Here is a 23,160-nt window from a genome sequence, read left to right as displayed (position 1 = left end):
CCCTCGCCATCATAGCGGCATTGTTTTTCGCGCTTGATTGAGGGCTCCCGTATTGGACGTCGGCGTTCGACTGCAAACCATCCGCAAACTCAAGGGCCTGTCCCAGCGCGAACTCGCCAAACGTGCTGGCGTTACCAACAGCACGATTTCCATGATCGAAAAGAACAGCGTCAGTCCGTCCATCAGCTCGCTGAAAAAGGTGCTGAGCGGCATTCCTATGTCGCTGGTTGAGTTCTTCTCACCCGATTTCGAGCAGGACGGCGACACCCAGGTGGTCTACAAGGCGGGTGAGCTGATCGATATTTCCGACGGTGCGGTGAGCATGAAGCTCGTCGGCAAGGCGCATCCGGGACGGGCCATCGCTTTTCTCTCCGAAACTTATCCGCCCGGCTCCGATACCGGTACGGACATGCTGGCGCACCAGGGCGAAGAGGCCGGCATGTTGGTCGAGGGGCGTCTGGAACTGACGGTGAGCGGGCAGACCTATCTGCTCGAAACCGGCGACAGCTACTACTTCGAAAGCAGCAAACCGCATCGTTTCCGTAATCCGTTCGATACGCCTGCCAAGCTGATCAGCGCGACCACGCCCGCGAATTTCTGAACCTGCTCGGCAGCATTTGCGCAGGTGAGCTGGCGGTGCGACACGGCGTCGCTGGGCAGGCCTGCGCGATATGGGTTGTTTCGGCAAGCATGGCTTGCCGCTATACTAGCCGCCGCCCGCGTAACCGTGGCCGCGGGCGTGTCTAGCCACATGAGGGTGTAAGGTGAACCTGATTAAGAAGATCCTGGTAGCACAGACTGCCGTAGTGGCCCTGTGGGCAATGAGCGCTCAGGCTGCGACCAACGACGACATCGCCGAGCGACTCAAGCCGGTAGGCGAAGTATGTATTCAAGGTGAAGAGTGTGCAGCGGCCGGTCCGGCAACTGCTGCCGCTGGCGGCGCCGCTCGCAGTGGCGCAGACGTCTATGGCAAGTTCTGCACCGCCTGCCACGGCTCCGGTCTGCTCAACTCACCGAAGACCGGCGACTCTGCCGCCTGGACGGCCCGTGCCGACGCAGCGGGCGGCCTGGATGGCTTGCTCAAGCATGCCATCAGCGGTATCAACGCCATGCCGCCTAAAGGCACCTGTGCCGATTGTTCGGACGACGAGCTGAAAGCCGCCATCCAGCACATGTCCGGCCTCTAAGCTTCTGCTGGACAGACATCGCCGCCTTCGGGCGGCTTTGTCGTTTCTGGCGGGGAGAAAAGCTGCGGAGCATCGGGTCGAATCTACGAACCCGTTCCGAGGGCCGGCGTGATACCGGCCCTTGGCATGACCATGAGGTGCCCATGCCCAGTTCCGCCCCGCAACCCGAGCAGCTGCATTTTTCCAGTGACGGCCGCACGCCGAACAGCCCGCATCCGGTGCTGGTGTACCGGCAATTACCGCTGGCCGATAACGACTACGCCAGCGCCTTCGAGAACCTGTTCAACAGCCATCTGTGGCCGGCGCAATGGCGCGCGAGCGTCTTTGACTATCATCACTTTCATTCCACCGCCCATGAAGTGCTCGGCGTTTCGCGGGGCTCGGCGCGGCTGATGCTTGGCGGCGAGCATGGGCAGGAAGTCGAGGTGTGTGCGGGTGATGCGTTGGTGCTGCCGGCCGGTACCGGCCACTGTCGGCTGAGCGCGAGCGAAGACTTCGAGGTGGTCGGCGGCTACCCGGTGGAGCAGCAGTACGACCTGCTGCGCCCGGACGAGCGCAGCCATGATGAGGCGCGTGCGCGCGCCGAGCGGGTCGGCGTACCGATCAGTGACCCGATCGCCGGGACCCAGGGCGCGCTGGTGACGCTGTGGCGCAGAGAGTAACGCGGAGGGTCGTTACTCGACGAACACCACCTGACCATCCGCCAGCGCGGCGACGCGGGCCAGCGATTCGACGCGGAAGCCCGCTTCTTCCAGTTCCTGACGACCGACCTGGAAGGATTTCTCGATGACAATGCCGAGCCCGGCAATGCTCGCCCCGGCTTGCTGAATGATCGACACCAAGCCCTTGGCGGCTTTGCCGTTGGCCAGAAAGTCATCGATGATCAGCACGCGGTCGGCAGCCGACAGATGGTTGGTAGAGATCGCGATGGTGCTTTCCACCTGCTTGGTGAACGAATACACCGAGGCGGTCAGCAGATGGTCAGTCATGGTCAGCGACTGATGCTTGCGAGCGAAGATCACCGGTACGCCGAGTTCCAGGCCGGCCATGATCGCGGGTGCAATGCCAGACGCCTCGATGGTGACGATCTTGGTGATGCCTTCATCGCGGAACAGCCGGGCGAATTCCTGGCCGATCTGCTGCATCAGCACGGGGTCGATCTGATGGTTCAGGAAGGCATCGACCTTGAGTACTCGGTCGGACAGTACGATGCCTTCATCGCGGATCTTCTGTTTCAGCTGTTCCACAAACGCGCTACCTCATGCGTGGGCGGCCCGGTACTTCTGACGATTCGCCGTCCCGAAAGGCGACTGGGCGCTACGCCACGATGGCGAGCGCCCAGCCCGTTTCGATCCTGCATCCATTTCGCCAGCGGTCCCGCTGCCTGGAAAGCCGCGCATTCTCGCTCAATTTCATGCCCGGGTCCAAGCGGAGCTTTCAGTCCGGCGTTTCGATCGACAAGCGGCGAAAGCGTGCGGCCTCGCCATGGTGCTGCAGCACGATGAAGCCCTCGGTGGCCTGGGCGAAGCGTGGAAAGGCGGCGAACTTGCTCCGCACGATGCCGGCGCGCAGGTCGGCATCGTCAAGCCGATAGCCGAGCACGCAACGGCCGCGCAGCCAGTGTTCGACATGGCCCTCGCAAACGCTCACTGCCGCACTGATGAACTCTCCCGGCTCGATAGTTGTTTCCAGCTTGGCCTCCAGCAACCCGTACAGCGCGCCGTTACGCGTGGTGGGTTCGCGGCCGTCGGGGTGGCCTGCATCATCGAGCAACTGCATCTCCGGGCCGCTGTGCCAACTCTGTTCGGCATCATCCTCGACTCGGTAGAGCACGCCCGAATTTCCGGCGATCGGCAAGGCGAATTCGAAACGCAGGACGAAATCGCGATAGCGCCGCCGCGACACCAGGTCGACTCGCGGCGCGCCGGCGATAGCCTGAAGTTCATCGTCGTGGCGTCGCCAACTGCCGGTGGGAAAGTTGTCGGTATGCCAGCCCCGCCAATCATCGGCATCGAGTTGGATTTCCATGAGCGTTAGCCAAACAGCTGCTGTTTGCGACGCAGCCATCGATAGCCGTAGCCGCGCAGACGTAGCCGTAACGGATGACCCTGGGGCTGCTCGTAATCGCTGTCGGCCAGCACGTCGACCATGTCCTGCAGGTCTTGCTCGGCAATTTCGATCTCCACATCCCGGTCTGCCAGATTAACCAGCATCAGCACAGTTGACTGGTTGTCATGGCGTATGGCGAAGACCGAGGGACACCCCGTCTCGACTGGACGATGCTGGCCGCCGCCGATCTCGCGCAGGCCGATGCGGGTGCGGATCATGTTGCCGGTCTTGGCCATCAAGGAGTCGTCGCGCAGGGTCTGGGCGTACACGTTTATCTGCGAATAGGCGAACTCGCCGTCGTCGATCACCGGCGCGGCCAGCTGCTTCGCGTCCGCGCAGGAGAAACCGGCGTTGGGCTCGTTGGACCATTGCATCGGCGTGCGCACCGCCAGGCGCTCGGGCCGGGACAGGTCCTCGCCCATGCCGATTTCCTCGCCGTATCGGATGATCGGCGTACCGGGCAGCGCGAACATCAGCGCATGGGCCATGGCGAGACGCCGCTCGTCACCGTCGAGCATCGGCGCCAGACGACGGCGGATACCGCGGTTGTAGGCGCGCATATCGGGGTCGGGAGCGAAGGCCTGCATGACTTCCTCGCGCTCCTCTTCGGTCAGCCGCTCCAGATCCAGCTCGTCGTGGTTGCGCAGCCAGATGGCGTATTGCGCACGCTCGGGCGGTTCCGGCTGGTGCTCCAGAGCCCGGTGAAGGGGCTCCGCTTCGCTGCGGGCGAGCGAGAGAAAGAAGTGGTTGTTGGCCCAGAAATTCAGCAGCAGGGTTAGCCGGTCGCCTTCGCCGAAATAGTCGCGGTACTGCTCCGGCTCGACGTCGACTTCGCCCAGCAGCACCGCTTCCGGGCGACGCAGGGTGACGAAATCGCGCATGTGTTCGAGCAGCCAGTAGCCGTCCCCGTTGCCTTCGCCGGCCTGCTCGATCAGGTGCGAGGCGGCGTCGACACGGAAACCTGAAACACCCAGGCGCAGCCAGAAGGCGATGATCCGTTCGATTTCCTTGATCACCTTCGGGTTGGCCAGATTCAGATCCGGCTCATGGCTGTAGAACAGGTGGCGGTAGTACTGGCCGGCTTCCTCGTCCCAGGTCCAGACACTGTCCTCGATGGTGGGGAAGATCGGCTCGATGCTGTCGTCCGGCTCGTCCGCCCAGATGTAATAGTCGCGATAGGGCGACTGCCGATCGCGCCGCGCCTCCTGAAACCAGCGATGCTCGGTGGAGGTGTGTTGCACGACCAGTTCGATCATCACGTGCAGGCCCAGCTCCTCGGCTTTCTCCAGCAGATACACCACGTCGGCGAGGTCGCCGAAGCGCGGGTCGACCTGCAGGTGATCGCTGACATCGTAGCCGGCGTCCTTGAACGGCGATTGGTAGAACGGCATCAGCCAGACCGCCGTCGCGCCCAGGCCGCGCACGTAATCGAGGCGGTCGGTAACCCCGCGCAAGTCGCCGCAGCCGTCGCCGTTAATGTCGAGAAACAGGGACGGGTCGATCTGATAGATCACCGCATTTCGGTACCAGAGTGGGCGCATCAGTGTTCCTCCGGGCTGAGAATCAACGCCTGGCCTGCCGCCAGTTCGCCGCTGTAGGGTTCGCCTTCGCCCTGGGCGTCGCTGGCGATCTCGATCTGCCAGTGGCCATTGATCGGAAAGGCATGGGATTCATCGGCGAAGTTCAGGCAGATCACCCGCAGGTCATCGCCCAGTTGCCGCCTGTAGGCCAGCACGTTCGGGTGCGATGGCAGTTCGTGCCAGTCGCCGTGCAGCAGCGCCGGGCTGCTTTTGCGCGCGGCGATCAGGCGGCGGTAGAGCTCGAGGGTCGAGCCGGGCGCACGCAGCTGGCGCTCAACCGCCAGTTCGTCGCTTTCCGGCGGAAAGGGCAGCCAGGGCTCGGCGCCGTCCCAGCCGTGCGGGGCCGCCGCCAGCCAGGGAATCGGTGCGCGACCACCGTCGCGGCCGCCGGGGTCGACCTGCTCGTCCGGCGCGATCAGCGCGTCCTCCAAGCCTAGCTCTTCGCCCTGAAAGATGAACGGCGTGCCGCGCAGGGTCAGCAGCAATACCGCGGCGGCATGGGCGCTACGCAGCGAGCCCTGATAGCGGCTGCGCTGGCGCTGGTTGTCGTGATTGGACAGCACCCAGGTCGGCCAGGCGTTGGCCGGTTTCAGCAGCGCCTCGACATCGCGGATGCAGGTGCGGAACATCACCGGCTCCCAGGGCGCGTCCAGCGGCTGGAAATTGAACGACATGTGCAGCTCATCGCCGGCCCCGTAGTACTGCAGGACCCGTTCGGTGGAGCGGATGTTGACCTCGCCGACCAGCACGCGCTCGCCGGGATAGCTGTCGACCAGCCGGCGCAAACCGCGCAATACCTCGTGGCTGTAAGGCTGGTCGTTGAATTCCACCAGCGGCTGGCCGGCCAGGCAGCGCGGATCGTCGGCGAAGCTCGGCTCCTTGCCGGTGCAGTGGATGACGTCGACGCGAAAACCGTCGATGCCGCGATCGAGCCAGAAGCGCAGCACGCCATGCATCGCCTCGACCACCTCGGGGTTGCGCCAGTTCAAGTCCGGCTGCTCGGGCAGGAACAGGTGCAGGTAGTACTGCTGGCTGTGCTCGTCCCAGGTCCAGGCGCTGCCGGCGTTGAGTGCGGCGCGCCAGTTGTTCGGCTCGTCGCGCCAGATGTACCAGTCGCGTTTCGGGTTGTCCCGCGAGCTGCGAGATTCAATGAACCAGGGGTGCTGATCGGAGGTGTGATTGGGGACGAAATCGAGCAGCACGCGGATCCCGCGGGCATGCGCCTCTGCGATGAGCCGGTCGATATCATCCAGCGAGCCGAACAGCGGGTCGATGTCGCAGTAATCGCTGATGTCGTAGCCGGCATCGCGCATCGGCGAACGGAAGATCGGCGACAGCCACAGGGCGTCGACGCCGAGGTACTGCAGGTGATTGAGGTGGCGCAGCACTCCATTGAGGTCGCCGATGCCGTCTTCGTTGCTGTCGGCGAAAGACCGCGGATAGATCTGATAGACGGTGGCGCCTTTCCACCAGGGTGGCTGGGTTGACTCGCTCATGCTCGTTCCCTTTTCTGGTGTTCGTTTCCGGTGTCCGGCAGGCCGGCTTGGCGGACCTGTCTGGTTACGACTGATGTGGGCCGCTCGGGTTCGCCGTTCGGCAATCTTCTTCGGATGCAGTGAACGACCACCGTGATCGTCCGACTAATCTTGCACAAGCCTCAACGACCGTCTGGGAGACCGCCATGTTGCGTATTGCCATCAATGGTTATGGCCGTATTGGCCGAGCCGTGTTGCGAGCCCTGTTCGAACGTAATCTGGAAAGCCAGATTCGTATCGAGGCGATCAACGACCTCAGTGACCGGGCTGCGATGGCGCATCTGACGCGCTTCGACACCACCTTCGGGCGCTTTCATGGTCAGGTCGACCTGCACGAGGACATGCTGCAGATCCGTGGGCAATCGATTCGACTGCTGCAGGAGCGCGACCCCGCGCAGTTGCCCTGGAAGCAGCTCGGCGTCGATGTGGTGCTGGAGTGCTCGGGCAAGTTCAAGAAGCGCGCGTTGGTCGACCAGCATCTGCAGGCCGGAGCCAACCGGGTGTTCGCCTCGCACCCGCTCGATGGCGCCGACCTGACCGTGGTCTATGGCGTCAACCACGAGCTGCTAGGCACCCAGCGGGTGATTTCCAATGCGTCCTGCACCACCAATTGCCTGGCGCCGTTGGCCAAGGTGCTGCATGAGGCGATGGGGATTCGTCAGGGCCTGCTCAATACCGTGCACGCCTATACCAACGACCAGAACCTGCTGGACAAGGCACACAAGGACCTTTACCGCGCCCGTGCCGCGGCGGAGTCGATGATTCCCTCGACCACCGGCGCCGCCAAAGCCATCGGGCTGGTGTTGCCGGAACTGGCCGGGCGGCTGGACGGCCTGTCGGTGCGGGTGCCGACGCCGAACGTCTCGCTGGTGGACCTCACCTTCGTTGCCGAACGTGCGCCTGCGGGCGTCGAGGCGGTCAATCAGATCTTGCGCGACGGCGCGCAGACGATGCCGCTCGGGGTGATGGAGTGCAACGATTTGCCGTTGGTCTCGCGTGACTTCTTCGGCTACCCGGCATCCTGCGTGGCCGATCTCAGCCACACGCGCGTGCAGGGCGATCTGGTCAAGGTGCTGGCCTGGTACGACAACGAGTGGGCCTTCTCCAACCGCATGCTCGACGTGCTGCTGGCCTGGGGCAACGGCACGGTCTGAATATGGATAGCCCAGCTGGTGACAGCGTCTGGCGGCTATCGCTGGCCGATTTCCGCGATGCGACGGCGGCGGATCGGCCTACACCAGGCTGTGGCGCCGCTGCTGCGGTGGTTTCGGATATTGGCCTGGCCCTAGTGCTCAAGGGACTGAGAATCAGCGAGTCGCGCGGCAGCGAGCCCGCGCGGCGTCGGTTGTTACAAACGGCTGAAGGCCTGATCGGCCGGCCCGGCGCGTTTGCCGATGCGGATATCCGCGCCTTCCAAAATTATCTGCACGCCAGCCGCGACGATACGGCCGATCTCCAAACGGCCTCACGCCAAGCCTGCGCCGTGCCCTTGGCGACCGCGCACAGTTGCCTGGAGGCGCTGGAGCTGGCCAACGAGGCCTGGCCGCTGGTTGCGGCCGTGGTGCGCAGTGACGTGCAGGCCGGCGCGCTGCTCATCCATGCGGGGCTCAGCGCCGCGTTGATCAATGTCGATGCCGACATGGCAAGCCTCGATGACGCCTCGGCGCGCGAACAGGCCGGACGCTCGCGCGAACGCTTGCAGAATGACGCCGACAAGGTCTTGCAACAATTACTCGACCAGGCTGGGGCCGACGCCAGCGATCCACCCGAATATTCCTGAGTCGGGGTTCACCAACCTTCAAGCAAGTCAGCTTGCTGGCAGATGCGGCTCTGCGCGCGAGAAGCCTCATGTCAGCGAGCTGGCATGTACTCGAGTCTTATATTGGGAAAAAATGTCTCGTTTTAGCTTGAATGTTGGTCGATCTGCTTCTAGTCTGGCTTCGAGGCGAGCCGTCCCCAATAACAAACGAGACCCTGAGTCTCCCCGTGCAATCGTTCGTGCAAGTGCTTTATCTGGCGGATACACGTCGTGATAGAGCGCTTCGCGAGGCCCACCGGAGAACACTATGAGCCATCGCATCGTCCTGCCGCGCCTGATGGAAGTCGGCGCCGGCGCTAGTCAGCAGATCGTATCCGTGCTGCATAACCTCGGCTGCAAACGCCCGCTGATCGTCACCGACCGGATGATGGTCGAGCTGGGCTACGTGGCGCGGATCAGCGAGACCCTGGCCAAGGCCGACATTCCCAGTGACTGCTTCGCCGATACGCTGCCGGAGCCGACCGCGGCGTCGATTCATGCCGGCGTCGAAATGGTGCGCCAAGGCAACTATGACTCGATCATCGCGCTCGGCGGAGGCAGTCCGATCGATTCGGCCAAGGCCATCGGCATCCTCGGCAAGTTTGGTGGCGAGATGCGCGACTACCGCTTCCCGCGCGATGTCAGCGAAGCCGGCCTGCCGCTGATTGCCATCCCCACCACCGCCGGCACCGGCTCGGAAGCGACGCGCTTCACCATCATCACCGATGAGACCAGCGACGAGAAAATGCTTTGCGCGGGCCTCGGTTTCATGCCCGTCGCCGCGCTGATCGACTACGAGCTGACCCTTTCGCTGCCGCCGCGGGTGACCGCCGACACCGGTATCGATGCGCTGACCCACGCCATCGAGGCCTACGTCAGCCGCAAGGCCAGCCTCTATAGCGATGCCCAGGCGCTCGAAGCCATGCGCCTGCTGGCGCCCAACTTGCGCGCGGCCTACCACGAGCCGGGCAATCGCAACGCCCGCGAGGCGATGATGCTCGGTGCGACCCTGGCTGGCATCGCCTTCTCTAATGCCTCTGTGGCGCTGGTGCATGGCATGAGTCGCCCGATTGGTGCGTTTTTCCATGTGCCGCACGGTCTGTCCAACGCCATGCTATTGCCGGCAATCACCGCGTTTTCCATTCCCTCCGCACCCGAGCGTTATGCCGACTGCGCCCGGGCCATGGGCGTGGCGGGTGAGGACGACAGCGTCGAAGTGGCCAACGAAAAGCTGCTGACCGAACTGCGCGCGATCAACAAAGAGCTGCAGGTGCCAAGCCCTGAGCAGTTCGGCATTACCCGAGAGCGCTTCTTCGAGCTGCGCGAAACCATGGCGAATCAGGCCCTGGCCTCGGGTTCGCCGGGCAACAACCCGCGCGTGCCCACCGAAGCAGAAATCATCGACCTCTACGAAACCGTCTGGAACCAGGAGTGAGCCCCATGCAGACCCTCGGCAACCTGATCAACAACGAGGCCGTCGCTGGCCGCTCCGAACGCCACGCGACCGTCTACAACCCGGCTACGGGCGAGCCGCGCCTGTATGTTTCGCTGTCTTCGGCGGACGAAACCCGCGAGGCCATCGCCGCCGCACAGGCCGCTTTCGAAGGCTGGTCGAAGACGCCGCCACTGGTGCGCGCACGGGTGATGTTCCGCTTCAAGACGCTGCTCGAAGCGCGTCGCGATGATGTGGCTCGGCTGATCTCGCTGGAACATGGCAAGGTCTTCTCCGACGCCCAGGGCGAAGTCACCCGCGGGCTGGAAGTGGTGGAGTTTGCCTGCGGCATTCCACACCTGCTCAAGGGCGAGTTCTCGTCCAACGTCGGCCGCGACATCGATTCCAACTCGCTGATGCAGCCGCTGGGTGTTTGCGTCGGCATCACCCCGTTCAACTTCCCGGCCATGGTGCCGCTGTGGATGCTGCCGGTGGCCATCGCCTGCGGTAATACCTTCGTCCTCAAACCATCGGAAAAGGATCCGAGCGCGACCATGCTGCTCGGCGAGCTGCTGGCCGAAGCCGGACTGCCGGCCGGCGTGCTGAACATCGTCAACGGTGATAAGGAAGCGGTGGACGTGCTGCTCACCGACGAGCGCGTGCAGTCGGTGAGCTTCGTCGGCTCGACACCGATCGCCGAGTACATCTACACGACCGCTTCGGCGCACGGCAAACGCTGCCAGGCGCTGGGCGGGGCGAAAAACCACATGGTGATCATGCCCGACGCCGATCCGCAGCAGGTGGTCAGCTCGCTGATGGGCGCCGCCTACGGCTCGGCCGGCGAGCGCTGCATGGCGATTTCCGTGGCGGTCTGCGTCGGCGACGAGGTGGCGGACAACCTGGTCGAGATGCTCAAGGGTGAAATCGCGCAGCTGCGCACCGGCCCAGGCACGGGCGTCGAACCCGAGCCGCAGATGGGCCCGTTGGTCACCCGCGAGCACCAGCAAAAGGTCAGCGGCTATATCGACCTCGGCGTGGAAGAGGGTGCGACGCTGGTCTGCGATGGGCGTGGCATCAAGGTCGAGGGCTACGAGAATGGCTTCTATGTCGGCCCGACGCTGTTCGATCGCGTGACGCCGCAGATGCGCGTCTACCAAGAGGAAATCTTCGGCCCGGTGCTGGCGGTGGTGCGAGTCAGCTCCTTCGACGAGGCGCTGAAGCTGGTCAACGACCATGAATACGGCAACGGCACCTCGATCTTCACCCGCGACGGCGATACCGCGCGGCAGTTCGAAGAGCGTGTGCAGGTCGGCATGGTCGGCGTCAACGTACCGATCCCGGTGCCCATGGCGTTCCACTGCTTTGGCGGTTGGAAGCGTTCGGTCTTCGGCCCGCTGAACATGCACGGTCCGGACGGCGTGCGCTTCTTCACCCGGATGAAGACGGTGACTCGGCGCTGGCCGACGGGTATCCGCGCTGGCGCCGATTTTTCGATGCCGACGATGAAATAAGGTGGGGGAATCGCCGTAAGGAGGGCGGCCGTAGGGTGGGCTTCAGCCCACCGATTGGCAGTGGCAAAGCGTAACTGCTGACGAAGCGCGCTCGTTCTGATTCGCTTGCCGATTCGAATGTTGCGCGCAGCTGGTGGGCTGAAGCCCACCCTACGGGTGCGGCGTCTAAGCGAACCCGATAGTGATGGCAGTTCCCTCTGTAGGGTGGTCGGGCGGCGTTCCGCTTCAGCCCACCGGCGTGTAACCCATCGTTCGGCCCAAACGGACCGGCTCAATGGGGTCAACGGTTGCGCTGGTGGCGCCGGTCGATACACTCGCGTCGCGCCATGGCGCGCTTTATTCCTTCAACGACAGGGCAGGTGATGCGCAGTACCCCCCGTGAAAAAGGCTCTTCCATCACCCGCGTGCTGGAAATCATCGAAGCGGTGGCTAGCGCTGCGGAACCACTGACGCCCAGCGCCTTGGCGGAGAAGCTCGATATTCCCAAAGCCAGCGCCCATCGGCTGGTGCAAACGCTGGAGAAAGAGGGCTTCCTGCAATTCGGCCTGCGCGGCGGCTTGCTGCCGGGCGACCGTCTGCACGCCACTGCGGTGAACATCCTTGGCAGCGGTCGGCACAAGGCGTTGCGCCAGGCGATCCTGCGCCAGCTGTCGGAAGAAATCGGCGAGACCTGCGGACTGTCCGTGCCCGATGGCCTGGACATGCTCTATTTCGACCGTGTGCAGACCAACTGGCCGTTGCAGATCAACCTGCCCATCGGCAGCCATACGCCGCTCTGGTGCACCGCCAGCGGCAAGCTTTACTTGGCGTCGCTGCCCAACGAGCAACTGGAGCGAATCCTGCCGCGTCTGCCGATCCGCCAACTGGCACGCAATACCATCACCGACCTCAGCGCCCTGCGCGACGATCTTGCGCGGATTCGCGAAGAGGATCTGGCCACTGATTCGGAGGAGTTCATCGACGGCATGGTCGCCTGCGCCGTGCCGGTGCGGGACGCACGCGGCGAACTGAAGGCCTGCCTGTTTACCCATGCCCCGGTGATCCGCTGCGCGATGGAGCCGCTGCTACATTTCGTGCCACGCCTGCGCGCGGCGGCGAACGAGCTGGAAAGCATCGTCAGTGGTTGATGGGCGGATCAATGGAACGCTGCGCGGCTTCCGCCGGCTGTTTCGATATACGAGTTGCGCCTTCGCAACCCGGATTACACCTTCGGCTAATCCCAGGCTACGGTTTCAGCGGTTTCTAGCGCCGTAGGGTGGGCTTCAGCCCACCAGTAACAGACGATAGTGGTTGTTGGCGTAGCTTTAGGTGGTTGGTGGGCTGAAGCCCACCCTACAGCATGCCGCCTTTATCGCTTCAACATCGCCCGCATCGCCGCCAGCGCGTCGTTGCCGCGCGCCGCTTTGACTTCCACCGGCGCGTCTTCCTGGCCTTCCCATTCCAGATCTTCCTGGGGCAGTTCGTCGAGGAAGCGGCTGGGCATGCATTCGATGATTTCGCCGTACTGCTTGCGCTTGGCGGCGAAGGTCATGGCCAGGTTCTGCCGTGCGCGGGTGATGCCGACGTAGGCCAGGCGGCGTTCTTCCTCGATGGTGTCGGCCTCGATGCTGGAGCGGTGCGGGAGGATTTCCTCTTCCATGCCGAGGATAAATACGTACGGGAATTCCAGCCCCTTGGACGCATGCAACGTCATCATCTGCACGCCCTCGGCGCCTTCTTCCTCTTCCTGCTGGCGTTCGAGCATGTCGCGCAGCACCAGCTTGGCGATGGCTTCCTCGATGGTCATCTCGCCTTCTTCGTCGCGCTCGAGGGTGTTCTTCAGCGCATCGATAAGGAACCAGACGTTGCCCATGCGGAAGTCCGCGGCCTTGTCGCTGGAGGTCTGGCTGCGGACCCAGGTCTCGTAGTCGATGTCCATGACCATGCTGCGCAGCGCGGCGATGGGGTCGTTCTGCGCGCACTGCTGGCGCAGGTTGTCCATGTAGCGCTTGAAACGTGAGAGGCGGTCGGTGAAGCGGCTGTCCAGCAGCTCGCCCAGGCCGATTTCGTCGCAGGCGGCGTACATGGAAATCTTGCGCGCGGTGGCGTAGTTGCCGAGCTTTTCCAAGGTGGTGGAGCCGATCTCCCGGCGCGGTACGTTGATCACGCGGAGAAAGGCGTTGTCGTCGTCGGGGTTGACTAGCAGGCGGAAGTAGCTCATCAGGTCCTTCACTTCCTGGCGGCCGAAGAAGCTGGTGCCGCCGGACAGGCGATAGGGAATCTGGTGATGCTGCAGCTTCAGCTCGATCAGCTTGGCCTGGTAGTTGCCGCGATAGAGGATGGCGAAGTCGCTGTAGGGCCGCTCGGTCTTGAGGTGCAGCGTGAGGATTTCCATCGCCACGCGCTCGGCTTCGGCTTCCTCGTTGCGGCAGCGAATCACACGGATCGGGTCGCCATGGCCCATTTCCGACCACAGCTGCTTCTCGAAGGCGTGAGGGTTGTTGGCAATCAGCACGTTTGCGCACTTCAGAATGCGGCTGGTGGAGCGGTAGTTCTGCTCGAGCATCACCACTTTCAGCGAGGGGAAGTCATCCTTGAGCTGCATCAGGTTTTCCGGGCGGGCGCCGCGCCAGGCGTAAATCGACTGGTCGTCATCGCCCACCACGGTGAAATGCGCGCGTTCCTGCACCAGCATTTTCACCAGCAGATACTGGCTGGCGTTGGTGTCCTGATATTCGTCCACCAGCATGTAGCGAACCTTGTTGCGCCACTTCTCCAACACTTCGGGGTGATCCTGGAAAAGCTTCACCGGCTGCATGATCAGGTCGTCGAAATCCACCGCGTTGTACGCCTTGAGCGTGCGCTGGTAGTGGGTGTAGACGATGGCGGCGGTCTGCTCCTTGGGATTGCGCGCGCTGCCCAGTGCCTCCTCGGGCGTGATCAGGTCGTTCTTCCAGCTGCCGATGTAATTCTTGATCTCGTCGACGCCGTCGTCGCCCGAGTATTCCTTCTGCATGATGTCGGTCAGCAGCGCCTTGATGTCGCCCTCGTCGAAGATCGAGAAGCCCGGCTTGTAGCCGAGTTTGGCGTACTCCTTGCGGATGATGTTCAGGCCCAGGTTATGGAAGGTAGACACGGTGAGCCCGCGCCCTTCGCCGCCGCGCAGCAGGCTGCTGACGCGCTCCTTCATTTCGCGCGCGGCCTTGTTGGTGAAGGTCACGGCGACGATGTATTGCGCGCGGATGCCGCACTGCTGGATCAGGTAGGCGATCTTGCGGGTGATGACGCTGGTCTTGCCGGAGCCGGCGCCGGCGAGCACCAGCATGGGGCCGCCGACGTAGTTCACGGCTTCCTGCTGCCGGGGATTGAGTCGGGACATGGTCGTTCGGGTGTCTGAGGGCGGGGCGGGAGTTTAACAGGCCGGAGCTGCCACTACGCACGGTGGAGCGATGAAGCGCGATCCACCGTGCGAAGCAGCTTGCGGCTACCGCACCATATGCAAGAAGTGCATGTGCTTCTCGTACTGATCGAGGATGTCGCCGATCACGCCTTCGCGGCTCCAGCCCATGACGTCGTAGTCCTGGCCGCCTTCCTTGAGGTGGACTTCGGCGCGGAAATACTTACGTTCGCCGGGCTCGTCGTCCTCGTTGCTGGGCACGAAGCTCGGCATCGCATAGGCGCGGGGGCGTATTTCGTAGATGAAGTCAGGCTCGCCTTCATGGGTGATTTCGATGCGGACGCGGCGGTCTTCGCCTTGTTCGACGGTTGCGCCGTAGCCTTGTTTGCGAATCTCCTCGGCAACTGCTTCACAGGCGGGACGAGCCACGTCGGCGATGAAGCGCACCACGTCGGGGCGTCGTGGAAACTTCGTCAGATTGCTCAAGCGTCGCTGCCAGTCGCTGTAGGCGCGCGGCGTGGTCGGTGAGGTGGTGATCGCCTGGTAGCGCAACCCCTGTTTGGTGGCATCCAGGCGCAAGGCCTTGAGCAGGCCCCACATCGAGCACAGCAGCGCGAGGGTGAAGGGTAGGGCGCTGGCGATGGTGGCGGTCTGCAGTGCGGTCAGGCCGTCGGCCAACAGCAGGGCGATGGCCACCGCGCCCATGGAGCCGGCCCAGAAGACCCGCTGCCAGACCGGCGTGCCTTCCTGGCCGCCGGACGCGAGCATGTCCACGACCAGCGCACCGGAGTCCGCCGAGGTGACGAAGAACACCACCACCATGACGATCGCCACCAGTGAAAGCACGGAGGCGAACGGGAAATGCTCGAGGAAGGCGAACAGGGCCAGTGAGCTGTCGCGGTCGATGGCTTCGCCCAGGCTGGTCACGTGTTCCCAGAGAATCATGTGAATGGCGGTATCGCCGAACACGGTCATCCACAACAGGGTGAAAGCGGTCGGCACCAGCAGCACGCCGGCGACGAACTCTCGAATCGTCCGGCCACGGGAAATGCGCGCGATGAACAGCCCGACGAAGGGCGACCAGGCCAGCCACCAGCCCCAGTAGAACAGGGTCCAGCCACCGATCCAGTCGTTCGGCTCGTAGGCGTAAAGATTGAAGGTGGCGGTGACGATCTGCGAGAAGTAATTGCCGGTGTTCTGCACGAAGGTCTGCAGGATGAATACCGTCGGGCCTGCTATCAGAACCAGCAGCATCAATAGCGCGGCAAGAGTCAGGTTCAATTCCGAAAGCCGCCGCACGCCCTTGTCCAGGCCGGTAACGACCGAAATGGTCGCCAGCAACGTAGTGGCGACAATCAGGCCGATCTGCACCGGTACGGAAATGGGCAGGCCATACAGATGGTTGAGGCCGGTATTGATCTGCGTGACGCCCAGCCCCAACGAGGTGGCGACGCCCAGCACGGTGCCGATGATGGCGAAGATATCCACGGCATGGCCGATGGGGCCGTAGATGCGCTCGCCAATGAGCGGGTAGAGCGCCGAGCGCAGGGTCAGCGGCAGATCATGGCGATAGGCGAAGTAGGCCAGAATCATCGCCACGATGGCATAGACCGCCCAGGCATGCAGACCCCAATGGAAGAAGGTGATCTTCATCGCCTCGCGCGCGGCGGCAACCGTGCCGCCTTCACCAACGGGCGGCGAGAGGAAGTGCATCACCGGCTCGGCGACGCCGAAGAACATCAGGCCGATGCCCATGCCAGCGGAAAACAGCATGGCGAACCAAGTCAGGCTGCTGTAATCAGGTTCACTATGATCGGGGCCGAGCTTGATATCGCCGTAACGGCTCAAGGCGACGATCACCACCATCAGCAGGATGATGGCCACCGCCAGGATGTATAGCCAACTGAGGTTGGCGATGATCCAGGCCTGGACGTCGCCAAACAGCGTTTGCGCATGTTCTGAAAAGGCAACGCTATAGATCACCAGCGCGAGAATCAGTACGGCAGAGCCGAAAAAGACGGGAGGGTTGATGGTGGAAGAGGAAGACTTTTTGGCCTCCATGCTGCGCTCCTTGATACCGAAAGGGAGTGGGCCGCCTGTGGCGAAAGGGGGTGCACTCTAACATAGCGACCGTCGTCCGACCGGGCGAAGGGCCGTCGCCACGAGGGCTTACAGGATGTGACCGCACAATTCGGCGTATTGCGGCACGCTTCTGCCAAACCGTGATTCGCCTGTCGGAACCGCACGGTGAAACCCATCCAGCGGCCGCATCGCGCCTCAGGATGCCTGGCTACCCGGCCGGTATTGCAGCGCTTCGGCCAGGTGCCGGCGGCCGATGAACGCATCCTGTTGCAGGTCCGCCAAGGTCCGCGCGACTTTGAGAATCCGGTGCGCCGCCCGCAGTGAAAGCCCGAGTCGCTCACAGGCGCGCTCCAGCCATTGCTGGTCGTCGGCCTGCAGTTGGCAATGAGTGCGCAATCCGGTGAGATCGAGAAAGGCGTTCGCGCAGCCCTGACGGGCCAGTTGAATGCGCCTTGCCTGAGCGACCTGCTCAGCGACCACGGCGGTATTGTCGTTGGTTGCGGGTGGCGCGTTCAGCGCGGTGGCTTCGCGTGCAACGGTGAGGTGTAGGTCGATGCGATCAAGCAGTGGGCCTGAGAGCTTGCCTCGGTAGCGCTGGATCTGATCCGGCGAGCAGCGACAGCGGCCACTCGGATCGCCCAGGTAGCCGCAGGGGCAGGGATTCATCGCCGCGACCAGCTGAAAACGGGCCGGGAAACGCACCTTGTCGCGCGCCCGTGCGATCACGATACAGCCTGATTCCAGGGGCTCTCTGAGCACTTCCAATACCTTGCGATCGAACTCCGGCAGCTCGTCGAGGAACAGCACGCCCTGGTGCGCCAGCGTAATCTCGCCGGGTCTCGGCCGGCTGCCGCCACCGACTAGCGCCGGCCCGGATGCACTGTGATGGGGCTGGCGAAACGGTCGTTGCGGCCAATGCTCCAGCGGCGACTGGCTGGCAACCGAATGAATCGCCGCGACTTCCAGCGCTTCCTGTTCTTCAAGTGGTGGAAGCAAACCGGGAAGACGGCTGGCCAGCAGCGTCTTGCCGGTGCCCGGGGGGCCTGAAAAAAGCAGATTGTGCGCGCCAGCCGCCGCGACTAATAAACCGCGTTTGGCGGCGGCCTGGCCCTGCACATCGGCCAGATCGGGGTAGGGCAGCACCTGACGCAGCAGGCCCTGGGCCTCGAAGGGAGCGATAGGCGTGACGCCGTTGAAGTGCGCCGCGACTTCCAGCAAATGATCAGCGGCGTAAACCACCAGCCCTGAAGCCAGACTGGCTTCCTCAGCATTGGCTCGCGGCACCAGCAGCGCGCGCCCGGCCTGACGTGCCGCCAGGGCCGCAGGCAACACGCCCTGCACCGGGCGTAACGCGCCGGATAGCGCCAGCTCGCCCAGACACTCGAGGGTATCGAGGCGGTCTGCAGGAATCTGCCCGCTGGCGGCGAGAATGCCCAAGGCGATGGCCAGATCGAAGCGGCCACCGTCTTTCGGCAGGTCGGCGGGGGCGAGATTGAGTGTGATGCGGCGGGCCGGGAAATCGAAGTCGGAGGTCAGGATCGCGCTGCGCACGCGATCCTTGCTTTCCTTGACCGCGGTTTCCGGCAAACCGACCAATGCCAGCGAAGGCAGGCCGTTGGCCAGATGGGCTTCGACAGTGACAGCGGGCGCCTCGACGCCCACCTGGGCGCGGCTATGAACTATGGCGAGGGACATTCGATCACTCCTTTGATCGTGTCGCCACCGAGCTTAGTCGGCGGCGGGTGGCTGCAGTCTTTCTTCCAGCTCGGCGACCTTGGCCTCGAGTGCTTCGAGCCGCGCTCGGGTGCGCGCGAGCACCACCATCTGGTTGTCGAATTCGTCGCGGCTGACAACGTCCAGTTTGCTCAGCGCGCCCTGCACGATGCTTTTGAACTGGGCTTCGATTTCGGGACGGGGTAGCGGCGTCTCGCCGTTGAACAGGCGTGAAGCCTGAGAGCCGATGGCGTCGAGAAAAGCTTTGGGTGGGAGCATGGACATCACCTGTTTCTGAGCGGCGGGCAGTGTAGCACGGCCTGTTTGAGGCCGATTTTCGTCGCAGTGCACGTTTATGGGCAGGCGGTCGCATCGCCTTGCCCGGTATTGGTGCGCGGGTTTCGTGGGTCTGTCAGCGATGCGACCCGCGCGGCTGCGGTGGGGCGGGCTATCACGCACTTCTCACGGACCTGGCATTGATTCTGCTTGGCTCGTCATGAAGACGCACCGGTGCGTTGCGGTGCGCAGACGATTCAGGACGTTTCGTCGGATCGGCTGATGGTGTTGGAGGTCGCTCGGCTATGTCGACGCGTTACAAGAGCCAGACACAGAGCTTAGACTTGTCCTGGGTTCGTACTTCTGGGGCAAGTCCACCTAAACGGGAGAAGTTTTCATGAAATTAGTTACTGCCATCATCAAGCCGTTCAAGCTGGACGACGTACGCGAGTCGCTGTCCGAAATCGGCGTCCAGGGCATCACGGTCACTGAGGTCAAAGGTTTCGGGCGCCAGAAAGGCCACACCGAACTGTATCGCGGCGCTGAATACGTGGTCGATTTTTTGCCGAAGGTGAAAATCGACGTGGCGATTGCCGACGACCAGCTGGACCGCGTGATCGAGGCCATCACCAAGGCCGCCAACACTGGCAAGATCGGCGACGGCAAGATTTTCGTCGTCAATCTGGAACAGGCCATCCGCATCCGCACAGGCGAAACCGACACCGACGCGATCTGATCGGCGTCGTCGCGTAGTGAACGATTGACCGGGCAGCGCCCGGGCTCAGGCGAAATCAGGCAAGCCAGCCGAGTCTGATTTCACACGCTACGCACGATCCGACGCTTTGCGATTGCCTGCTTCGGCAGGCCTACGAACCCCCACGCCCCAGGAGTAAAACCATGACTCTGCGAAGATTCGCAGGGCTAGGAGCCCTTTTGTCTCTGATAAGCCCAGGCATCGCCTTGGCGCAGGACGCGACGCTCGATTCAGGCGACACGGCCTGGATGCTCACCGCCACCGCGCTGGTGCTGTTCATGACCATCCCTGGCCTGGCCTTGTTCTATGGCGGCATGGTCCGCTCCAAGAACATTCTGTCCGTCATGCTGCAGTGCTTCGCCATCGCTGGCCTGATGAGCATCCTCTGGATGGCCTACGGCTACAGCCTGGCGTTCGACACCACCGGCATGGAAGCAGGCGTCACCAATTTCAGCTCCTTTATCGGTGGTCTCGACCGTGCTTTTCTCAGCGGCCTGACCCCAGACAGCCTCACCGGCACGGTTCCGGAAAGCGTGTTCATCACCTTCCAGATGACCTTCGCCATCATCACTCCGGCGCTGATCGTCGGGGCTTTCGCCGAACGCATGAAGTTCTCCGCGATGCTGGTGTTCATGGGCGTCTGGTTCACCCTGGTCTATGCGCCGATCGCACATATGGTCTGGGGCGGTGACGGCGGACTGATGTGGGACTGGGGCGTACTCGATTTCGCCGGTGGCACCGTGGTGCACATCAACGCCGGTATCGCTGGTCTCGTGGCTTGCCTCGTGCTCGGCAAGCGCAAGGGCTTCCCGACCACGCCGATGGCGCCGCACAACCTGGGGCTGACACTGGTGGGCGCCGCAATGCTCTGGATCGGCTGGTTCGGCTTCAATGCCGGCTCCTCCCTCGCAGCCAATGGCACTGCGGGCATGGCCATGCTCGTGACGCAGATCGCCACCGCCGCCGCGGCGCTGGGCTGGATGTTTGCCGAGTGGCTGACGCATGGCAAACCCAGTGCTCTGGGCATCGCCTCCGGCGTGGTCGCCGGCCTGGTTGCCATCACGCCTGCTGCCGGCACGGTCGGCCCGATGGGCGCGCTGATCATCGGCCTGGCGTCGGGCGTCATCTGCTTCTTCTGCGCCACCAGCCTGAAACGCAAGCTCGGTTACGACGATTCGCTGGACGCCTTTGGTGTGCACGGCATCGGCGGCATCGTCGGTGCGTTGCTCACCGGCGCATTCGCAGCGCCTGCACTGGGCGGCTTCGGTGAGGTGGACAACATCGCGCTGCAGCTGTGGATCCAGCTCAAGGGCGTGCTGTTCACCGTCGTCTACACGGCGATCGTCACCTTTGTGATTCTCAAGGTGATCGATTGGGTGATGGGCCTGCGGGTCAGCGATGACGAAGAAACTATCGGTCTCGACCTCAGCCTGCACAACGAGCGCGGCTACAACCTGTAAATCCCGATCAAGCGTACGAAACCCCCGGAGCCAACCCCGGGTTTGGGGCCGGCTTGCCGCTAGAAAGGCCAGCCGGCGACCGAATGGCGCGAAACGCGCGACACATAGAGGTGACACATGGACAGCACAGCTCTGATACCCGTCCAGTACGGACTCGATACCTTCTACTTCGTCATCTGCGGTGCGCTGGTGATGTGGATGGCGGCCGGTTTCGCCATGCTCGAATCCGGTCTGGTGCGGGCCAAGAACACGGCGGAAATTCTCACCAAGAATATCGTGCTGTATTCGGTGGCTTCGATCATGTATCTGCTGATCGGCTACTACATCATGTATTCGAGCCCCGAAGGCGGCATCCTGCCGAGCCTGGGTTTCCTGATCGGTGACGAGAACGCCGTGGATGTAGTCGCCGCGGGTGGTGAGGATGCGCCTTACTACTCGGCGAGGGCCGACTTCTTCTTCCAGATCGTATTTGCCGCAACCTGTATGTCGGTGGTGTCCGGCGCGGTGGCCGAGCGCATGAAGCTCTGGGCCTTCATTGCCTTCGCCGTAGTGATGACCGGGTTCATCTACCCGATTCAAGGCTTCTGGAAGTGGGGCGGCGGTTTCCTCGACGCGGCAGGCTTCCTCGATTTCGCGGGCTCCGGTCTGGTGCACATGGCGGGTGCTTCGGCTGCGCTGGCTGGCGTGCTGCTGCTGGGCCCGCGAAAGGGCAAGTACGGCCCGAACGGCCAAATCAATGCGATTCCCGGCGCCAATCTGCCGCTGGCGACCCTGGGTGCCTTCATCCTGTGGATGGGCTGGTTCGGCTTCAACGGCGGCTCGCAGCTGCGCATGAGCACTATCGAGGACGCCAATGCAGTCGCTCAGGTGTTCACCAATACCAACATGGCGGCTGCCGGCGGCTTGGTCGCGGCGCTGATCACCGCACGGTTGCTGTTCGGCAAATCCGATCTGACCATGATTCTCAACGGCGCGCTGGCCGGGCTGGTGGCGATCACCGCCGAGCCGCTGACGCCGAGCGCCCTGCAAGCCGTGCTTATTGGCGGTGTCGGTGGCGTGCTGGTGGTGTTCAGCATCCTCGGCCTGGATAAGCTGCGTATCGATGACCCGGTCGGTGCCATTTCGGTGCACGGTGTGGTCGGCATGTGGGGGCTGCTGGCGGTGCCGCTGACCAACGCCGATGCGTCCTTTGGCGCGCAGCTGCTGGGGCTGGCTTCGATCTTCGCCTGGGTATTCGTCGCCAGCCTGATCGTCTGGGGCATCCTCAAGGCCGTGATGGGGCTGCGAGTGAGCGAGGAGGAGGAATACGAGGGCGTCGATGTGGTCGAGTGCGGTCTCGAAGCCTATCCGGAGTTCACCAACAAGCGGTGATCGCAACGTGACGATAAAGGGCGCTCGCGAGCGCCCTTTGTTTTTTCTGCCGCCGCGCTAGAATGCGCCCGTTCAGGTGTCGAGGGGCTTTCCAGCATGTGGCAACAGACCGTGATCACACTGCGTCCTAGACCGCGTGGCTTCCATCTGATTACCGATGAGCTGCTTGCACAACTACCGGAACTGCAACAATGCCGGGTCGGTCTGTTACACCTGTGGCTGCGCCATACCTCGGCCTCGCTGACCATCAACGAGAACGCCGATGGCGCGGTGCGGCGCGACTTCGAGACGTTTTTCAACCGCCTGGTACCACAAGGCCAGGGTGGTTACGAACATGATTACGAAGGGCCGGACGATCTGCCGGCGCATTTCAAGGCGAGCCTGCTCGGTTGTCAGGTGAGCTTGCCGGTCGGCGACGGGCAGCTGGTATTAGGGACTTGGCAAGGTATCTATCTGGGGGAACACCGCGATCGAGGGGGTGCCAGACAGGTCGTCGCAACGCTGCACGGGATGGCAAGTTGAATTTTTTTTGGCGGTGGCGAACAAAGCACATCGCTGGGCTATAACTTCCGCTTTGGCAAGGTACGAGGTTGAACATGAGCGACGAAGAATTAGAACAAGACGATCTGGACGTTAACGACGAGGAGGAAGGCGAGGAGCTGGCCGCCGCCGATGACGGCGACGACAACGCTGACGACGAGGGGACCGACAGTGAGCGCGCCACCCCGACGACCAAGAAGGCCAAGGCCAAGACGGTAGTCGTCGAGGAAATGCCAAGCCTGGAAGCCAAGCAGCGCGAACGTGACGAGCTGGCACGTGCGATGGAAGAGTTTCTCGCCCGTGGCGGGCGCGTGCAGGAAGTCGAACCGAACGTAGTCGCCGATCCGCCGAAAAAGCCTGACAGCAAGTACGGCAGCCGGCCTATCTGAATCAAAGCGAAAAGCGCTGGAGGCGGAAGGCTGGTCGAGCTCGCAAG

General features: G+C 63.1%; 20 protein-coding genes and 1 pseudogene. 13 read left to right on the top strand and 8 right to left on the bottom strand.

Annotated elements, in window-relative coordinates:
- Positions 1-52: 52 nt before the first annotated feature.
- The 3 genes from GYM54_RS11525 (at position 53) to GYM54_RS11515 (ending at position 1,849) form a co-directional block, all read left to right on the top strand.
- Positions 53-601, top strand: coding sequence for a cupin domain-containing protein (locus GYM54_RS11525; protein ID WP_181104682.1), 549 nt, complete (start codon positions 53-55; stop codon positions 599-601).
- A 163-nt stretch (positions 602-764) separates the two neighbouring features.
- Positions 765-1,187 carry a cytochrome c5 family protein gene (locus GYM54_RS11520; protein ID WP_131651463.1) on the top strand — a complete coding sequence of 141 codons (423 nt, stop codon included), beginning with the start codon at positions 765-767 and terminating at the stop codon, positions 1,185-1,187.
- Positions 1,188-1,330: 143 nt separating this feature from the next.
- Positions 1,331-1,849 (top strand): DNA-binding protein, encoded by a 519-nt coding sequence (locus GYM54_RS11515; RefSeq protein ID WP_181104680.1) that lies wholly within the window; start codon positions 1,331-1,333, stop codon positions 1,847-1,849.
- A gap of 12 nt (positions 1,850-1,861) precedes the next feature.
- On the opposite strand, the gene xpt is transcribed toward GYM54_RS11515, so the two are convergent.
- The 4 genes from xpt to GYM54_RS11495 form a co-directional block, all read right to left on the bottom strand.
- Complete coding sequence (gene xpt / locus GYM54_RS11510; protein WP_131651465.1) at positions 1,862-2,434, bottom strand: xanthine phosphoribosyltransferase; 573 nt, start codon at positions 2,432-2,434, stop codon at positions 1,862-1,864.
- A gap of 190 nt (positions 2,435-2,624) precedes the next feature.
- On the bottom strand, positions 2,625-3,215 hold the full coding sequence (locus GYM54_RS11505; protein ID WP_231752184.1) for a DUF1080 domain-containing protein: 591 nt from the start codon (positions 3,213-3,215) through the stop codon (positions 2,625-2,627).
- Between the two features lie 5 nt (positions 3,216-3,220).
- Positions 3,221-4,837, bottom strand: coding sequence for an alpha-amylase family protein (locus GYM54_RS11500; protein ID WP_197445238.1), 1,617 nt, complete (start codon positions 4,835-4,837; stop codon positions 3,221-3,223).
- Positions 4,837-6,372, bottom strand: a complete 1,536-nt coding sequence (locus GYM54_RS11495) for an alpha-amylase family glycosyl hydrolase (protein WP_197445237.1) — start codon at positions 6,370-6,372, stop codon at positions 4,837-4,839. Before GYM54_RS11495 ends, GYM54_RS11500 begins: the two co-directional genes overlap by 1 nt.
- A gap of 185 nt (positions 6,373-6,557) precedes the next feature.
- Between GYM54_RS11495 and gap the strand changes: the two genes are divergently transcribed.
- From gap to GYM54_RS11470, 5 genes are all read left to right on the top strand, one after another.
- The gene (gap, locus tag GYM54_RS11490; RefSeq protein ID WP_131651468.1) at positions 6,558-7,565 is read left to right on the top strand and encodes a type I glyceraldehyde-3-phosphate dehydrogenase; all 1,008 of its coding nucleotides are present in this window, start codon (positions 6,558-6,560) and stop codon (positions 7,563-7,565) included.
- Positions 7,566-7,567: 2 nt separating this feature from the next.
- Positions 7,568-8,191, top strand: a complete 624-nt coding sequence (locus GYM54_RS11485) for a cyclodeaminase/cyclohydrolase family protein (protein ID WP_197445236.1) — start codon at positions 7,568-7,570, stop codon at positions 8,189-8,191.
- A 286-nt stretch (positions 8,192-8,477) separates the two neighbouring features.
- Positions 8,478-9,644, top strand: a complete 1,167-nt coding sequence (locus GYM54_RS11480) for an iron-containing alcohol dehydrogenase (protein ID WP_131651470.1) — start codon at positions 8,478-8,480, stop codon at positions 9,642-9,644.
- Between the two features lie 5 nt (positions 9,645-9,649).
- Complete coding sequence (locus GYM54_RS11475) at positions 9,650-11,152, top strand: CoA-acylating methylmalonate-semialdehyde dehydrogenase (protein WP_197445235.1); 1,503 nt, start codon at positions 9,650-9,652, stop codon at positions 11,150-11,152.
- 362 nt (positions 11,153-11,514) lie between these two features.
- Complete coding sequence (locus tag GYM54_RS11470) at positions 11,515-12,279, top strand: IclR family transcriptional regulator (RefSeq protein WP_197445234.1); 765 nt, start codon at positions 11,515-11,517, stop codon at positions 12,277-12,279.
- Positions 12,280-12,500: 221 nt separating this feature from the next.
- Here GYM54_RS11470 and rep read toward each other — a convergent pair whose 3' ends face one another.
- The 4 genes and pseudogenes from rep to GYM54_RS11450 all read right to left on the bottom strand — a co-directional run bounded on the left by rep (position 12,501) and on the right by GYM54_RS11450 (position 18,602).
- Entirely contained in the window at positions 12,501-14,510 is a 2,010-nt protein-coding gene (gene rep / locus GYM54_RS11465; protein WP_131651473.1) for a DNA helicase Rep, read from the bottom strand.
- Positions 14,511-14,615: 105 nt separating this feature from the next.
- Positions 14,616-16,589 carry a choline BCCT transporter BetT gene (locus GYM54_RS11460; RefSeq protein ID WP_131651474.1) on the bottom strand — a complete coding sequence of 658 codons (1,974 nt, stop codon included), beginning with the start codon at positions 16,587-16,589 and terminating at the stop codon, positions 14,616-14,618.
- Between the two features lie 216 nt (positions 16,590-16,805).
- Positions 16,806-18,311, bottom strand: a pseudogene (locus tag GYM54_RS11455) (YifB family Mg chelatase-like AAA ATPase); the annotation flags it as partial.
- 27 nt (positions 18,312-18,338) lie between these two features.
- Complete coding sequence (locus GYM54_RS11450; RefSeq protein WP_131651735.1) at positions 18,339-18,602, bottom strand: accessory factor UbiK family protein; 264 nt, start codon at positions 18,600-18,602, stop codon at positions 18,339-18,341.
- Between the two features lie 394 nt (positions 18,603-18,996).
- On the opposite strand from GYM54_RS11450, the gene glnK reads away from it, so the two are divergent.
- From glnK to sutA, 5 genes are all read left to right on the top strand, one after another.
- Positions 18,997-19,335, top strand: coding sequence for a P-II family nitrogen regulator (gene glnK, locus GYM54_RS11445; RefSeq protein WP_003096476.1), 339 nt, complete (start codon positions 18,997-18,999; stop codon positions 19,333-19,335).
- 161 nt (positions 19,336-19,496) lie between these two features.
- A complete protein-coding gene (locus GYM54_RS11440; protein ID WP_181104661.1) occupies positions 19,497-20,813 on the top strand; it encodes an ammonium transporter in 1,317 nt (438 codons plus the stop codon).
- Between the two features lie 117 nt (positions 20,814-20,930).
- Positions 20,931-22,184, top strand: a complete 1,254-nt coding sequence (locus GYM54_RS11435; RefSeq protein WP_181104659.1) for an ammonium transporter — start codon at positions 20,931-20,933, stop codon at positions 22,182-22,184.
- 96 nt (positions 22,185-22,280) lie between these two features.
- The gene (locus tag GYM54_RS11430) at positions 22,281-22,706 is read left to right on the top strand and encodes a secondary thiamine-phosphate synthase enzyme YjbQ (protein ID WP_181104657.1); all 426 of its coding nucleotides are present in this window, start codon (positions 22,281-22,283) and stop codon (positions 22,704-22,706) included.
- 74 nt (positions 22,707-22,780) lie between these two features.
- Positions 22,781-23,113, top strand: coding sequence for a transcriptional regulator SutA (gene sutA, locus GYM54_RS11425; RefSeq protein WP_131651739.1), 333 nt, complete (start codon positions 22,781-22,783; stop codon positions 23,111-23,113).
- Positions 23,114-23,160 lie beyond the last annotated feature (47 nt).

This window comes from Pseudomonas sp. MTM4 (genome assembly GCF_019355055.1).
GTDB lineage: Bacteria > Pseudomonadota > Gammaproteobacteria > Pseudomonadales > Pseudomonadaceae > Stutzerimonas.
The sequence above is the reverse complement of the archived record's forward strand: the minus strand, read 5'-3'. Positions and strand labels throughout refer to the sequence as shown.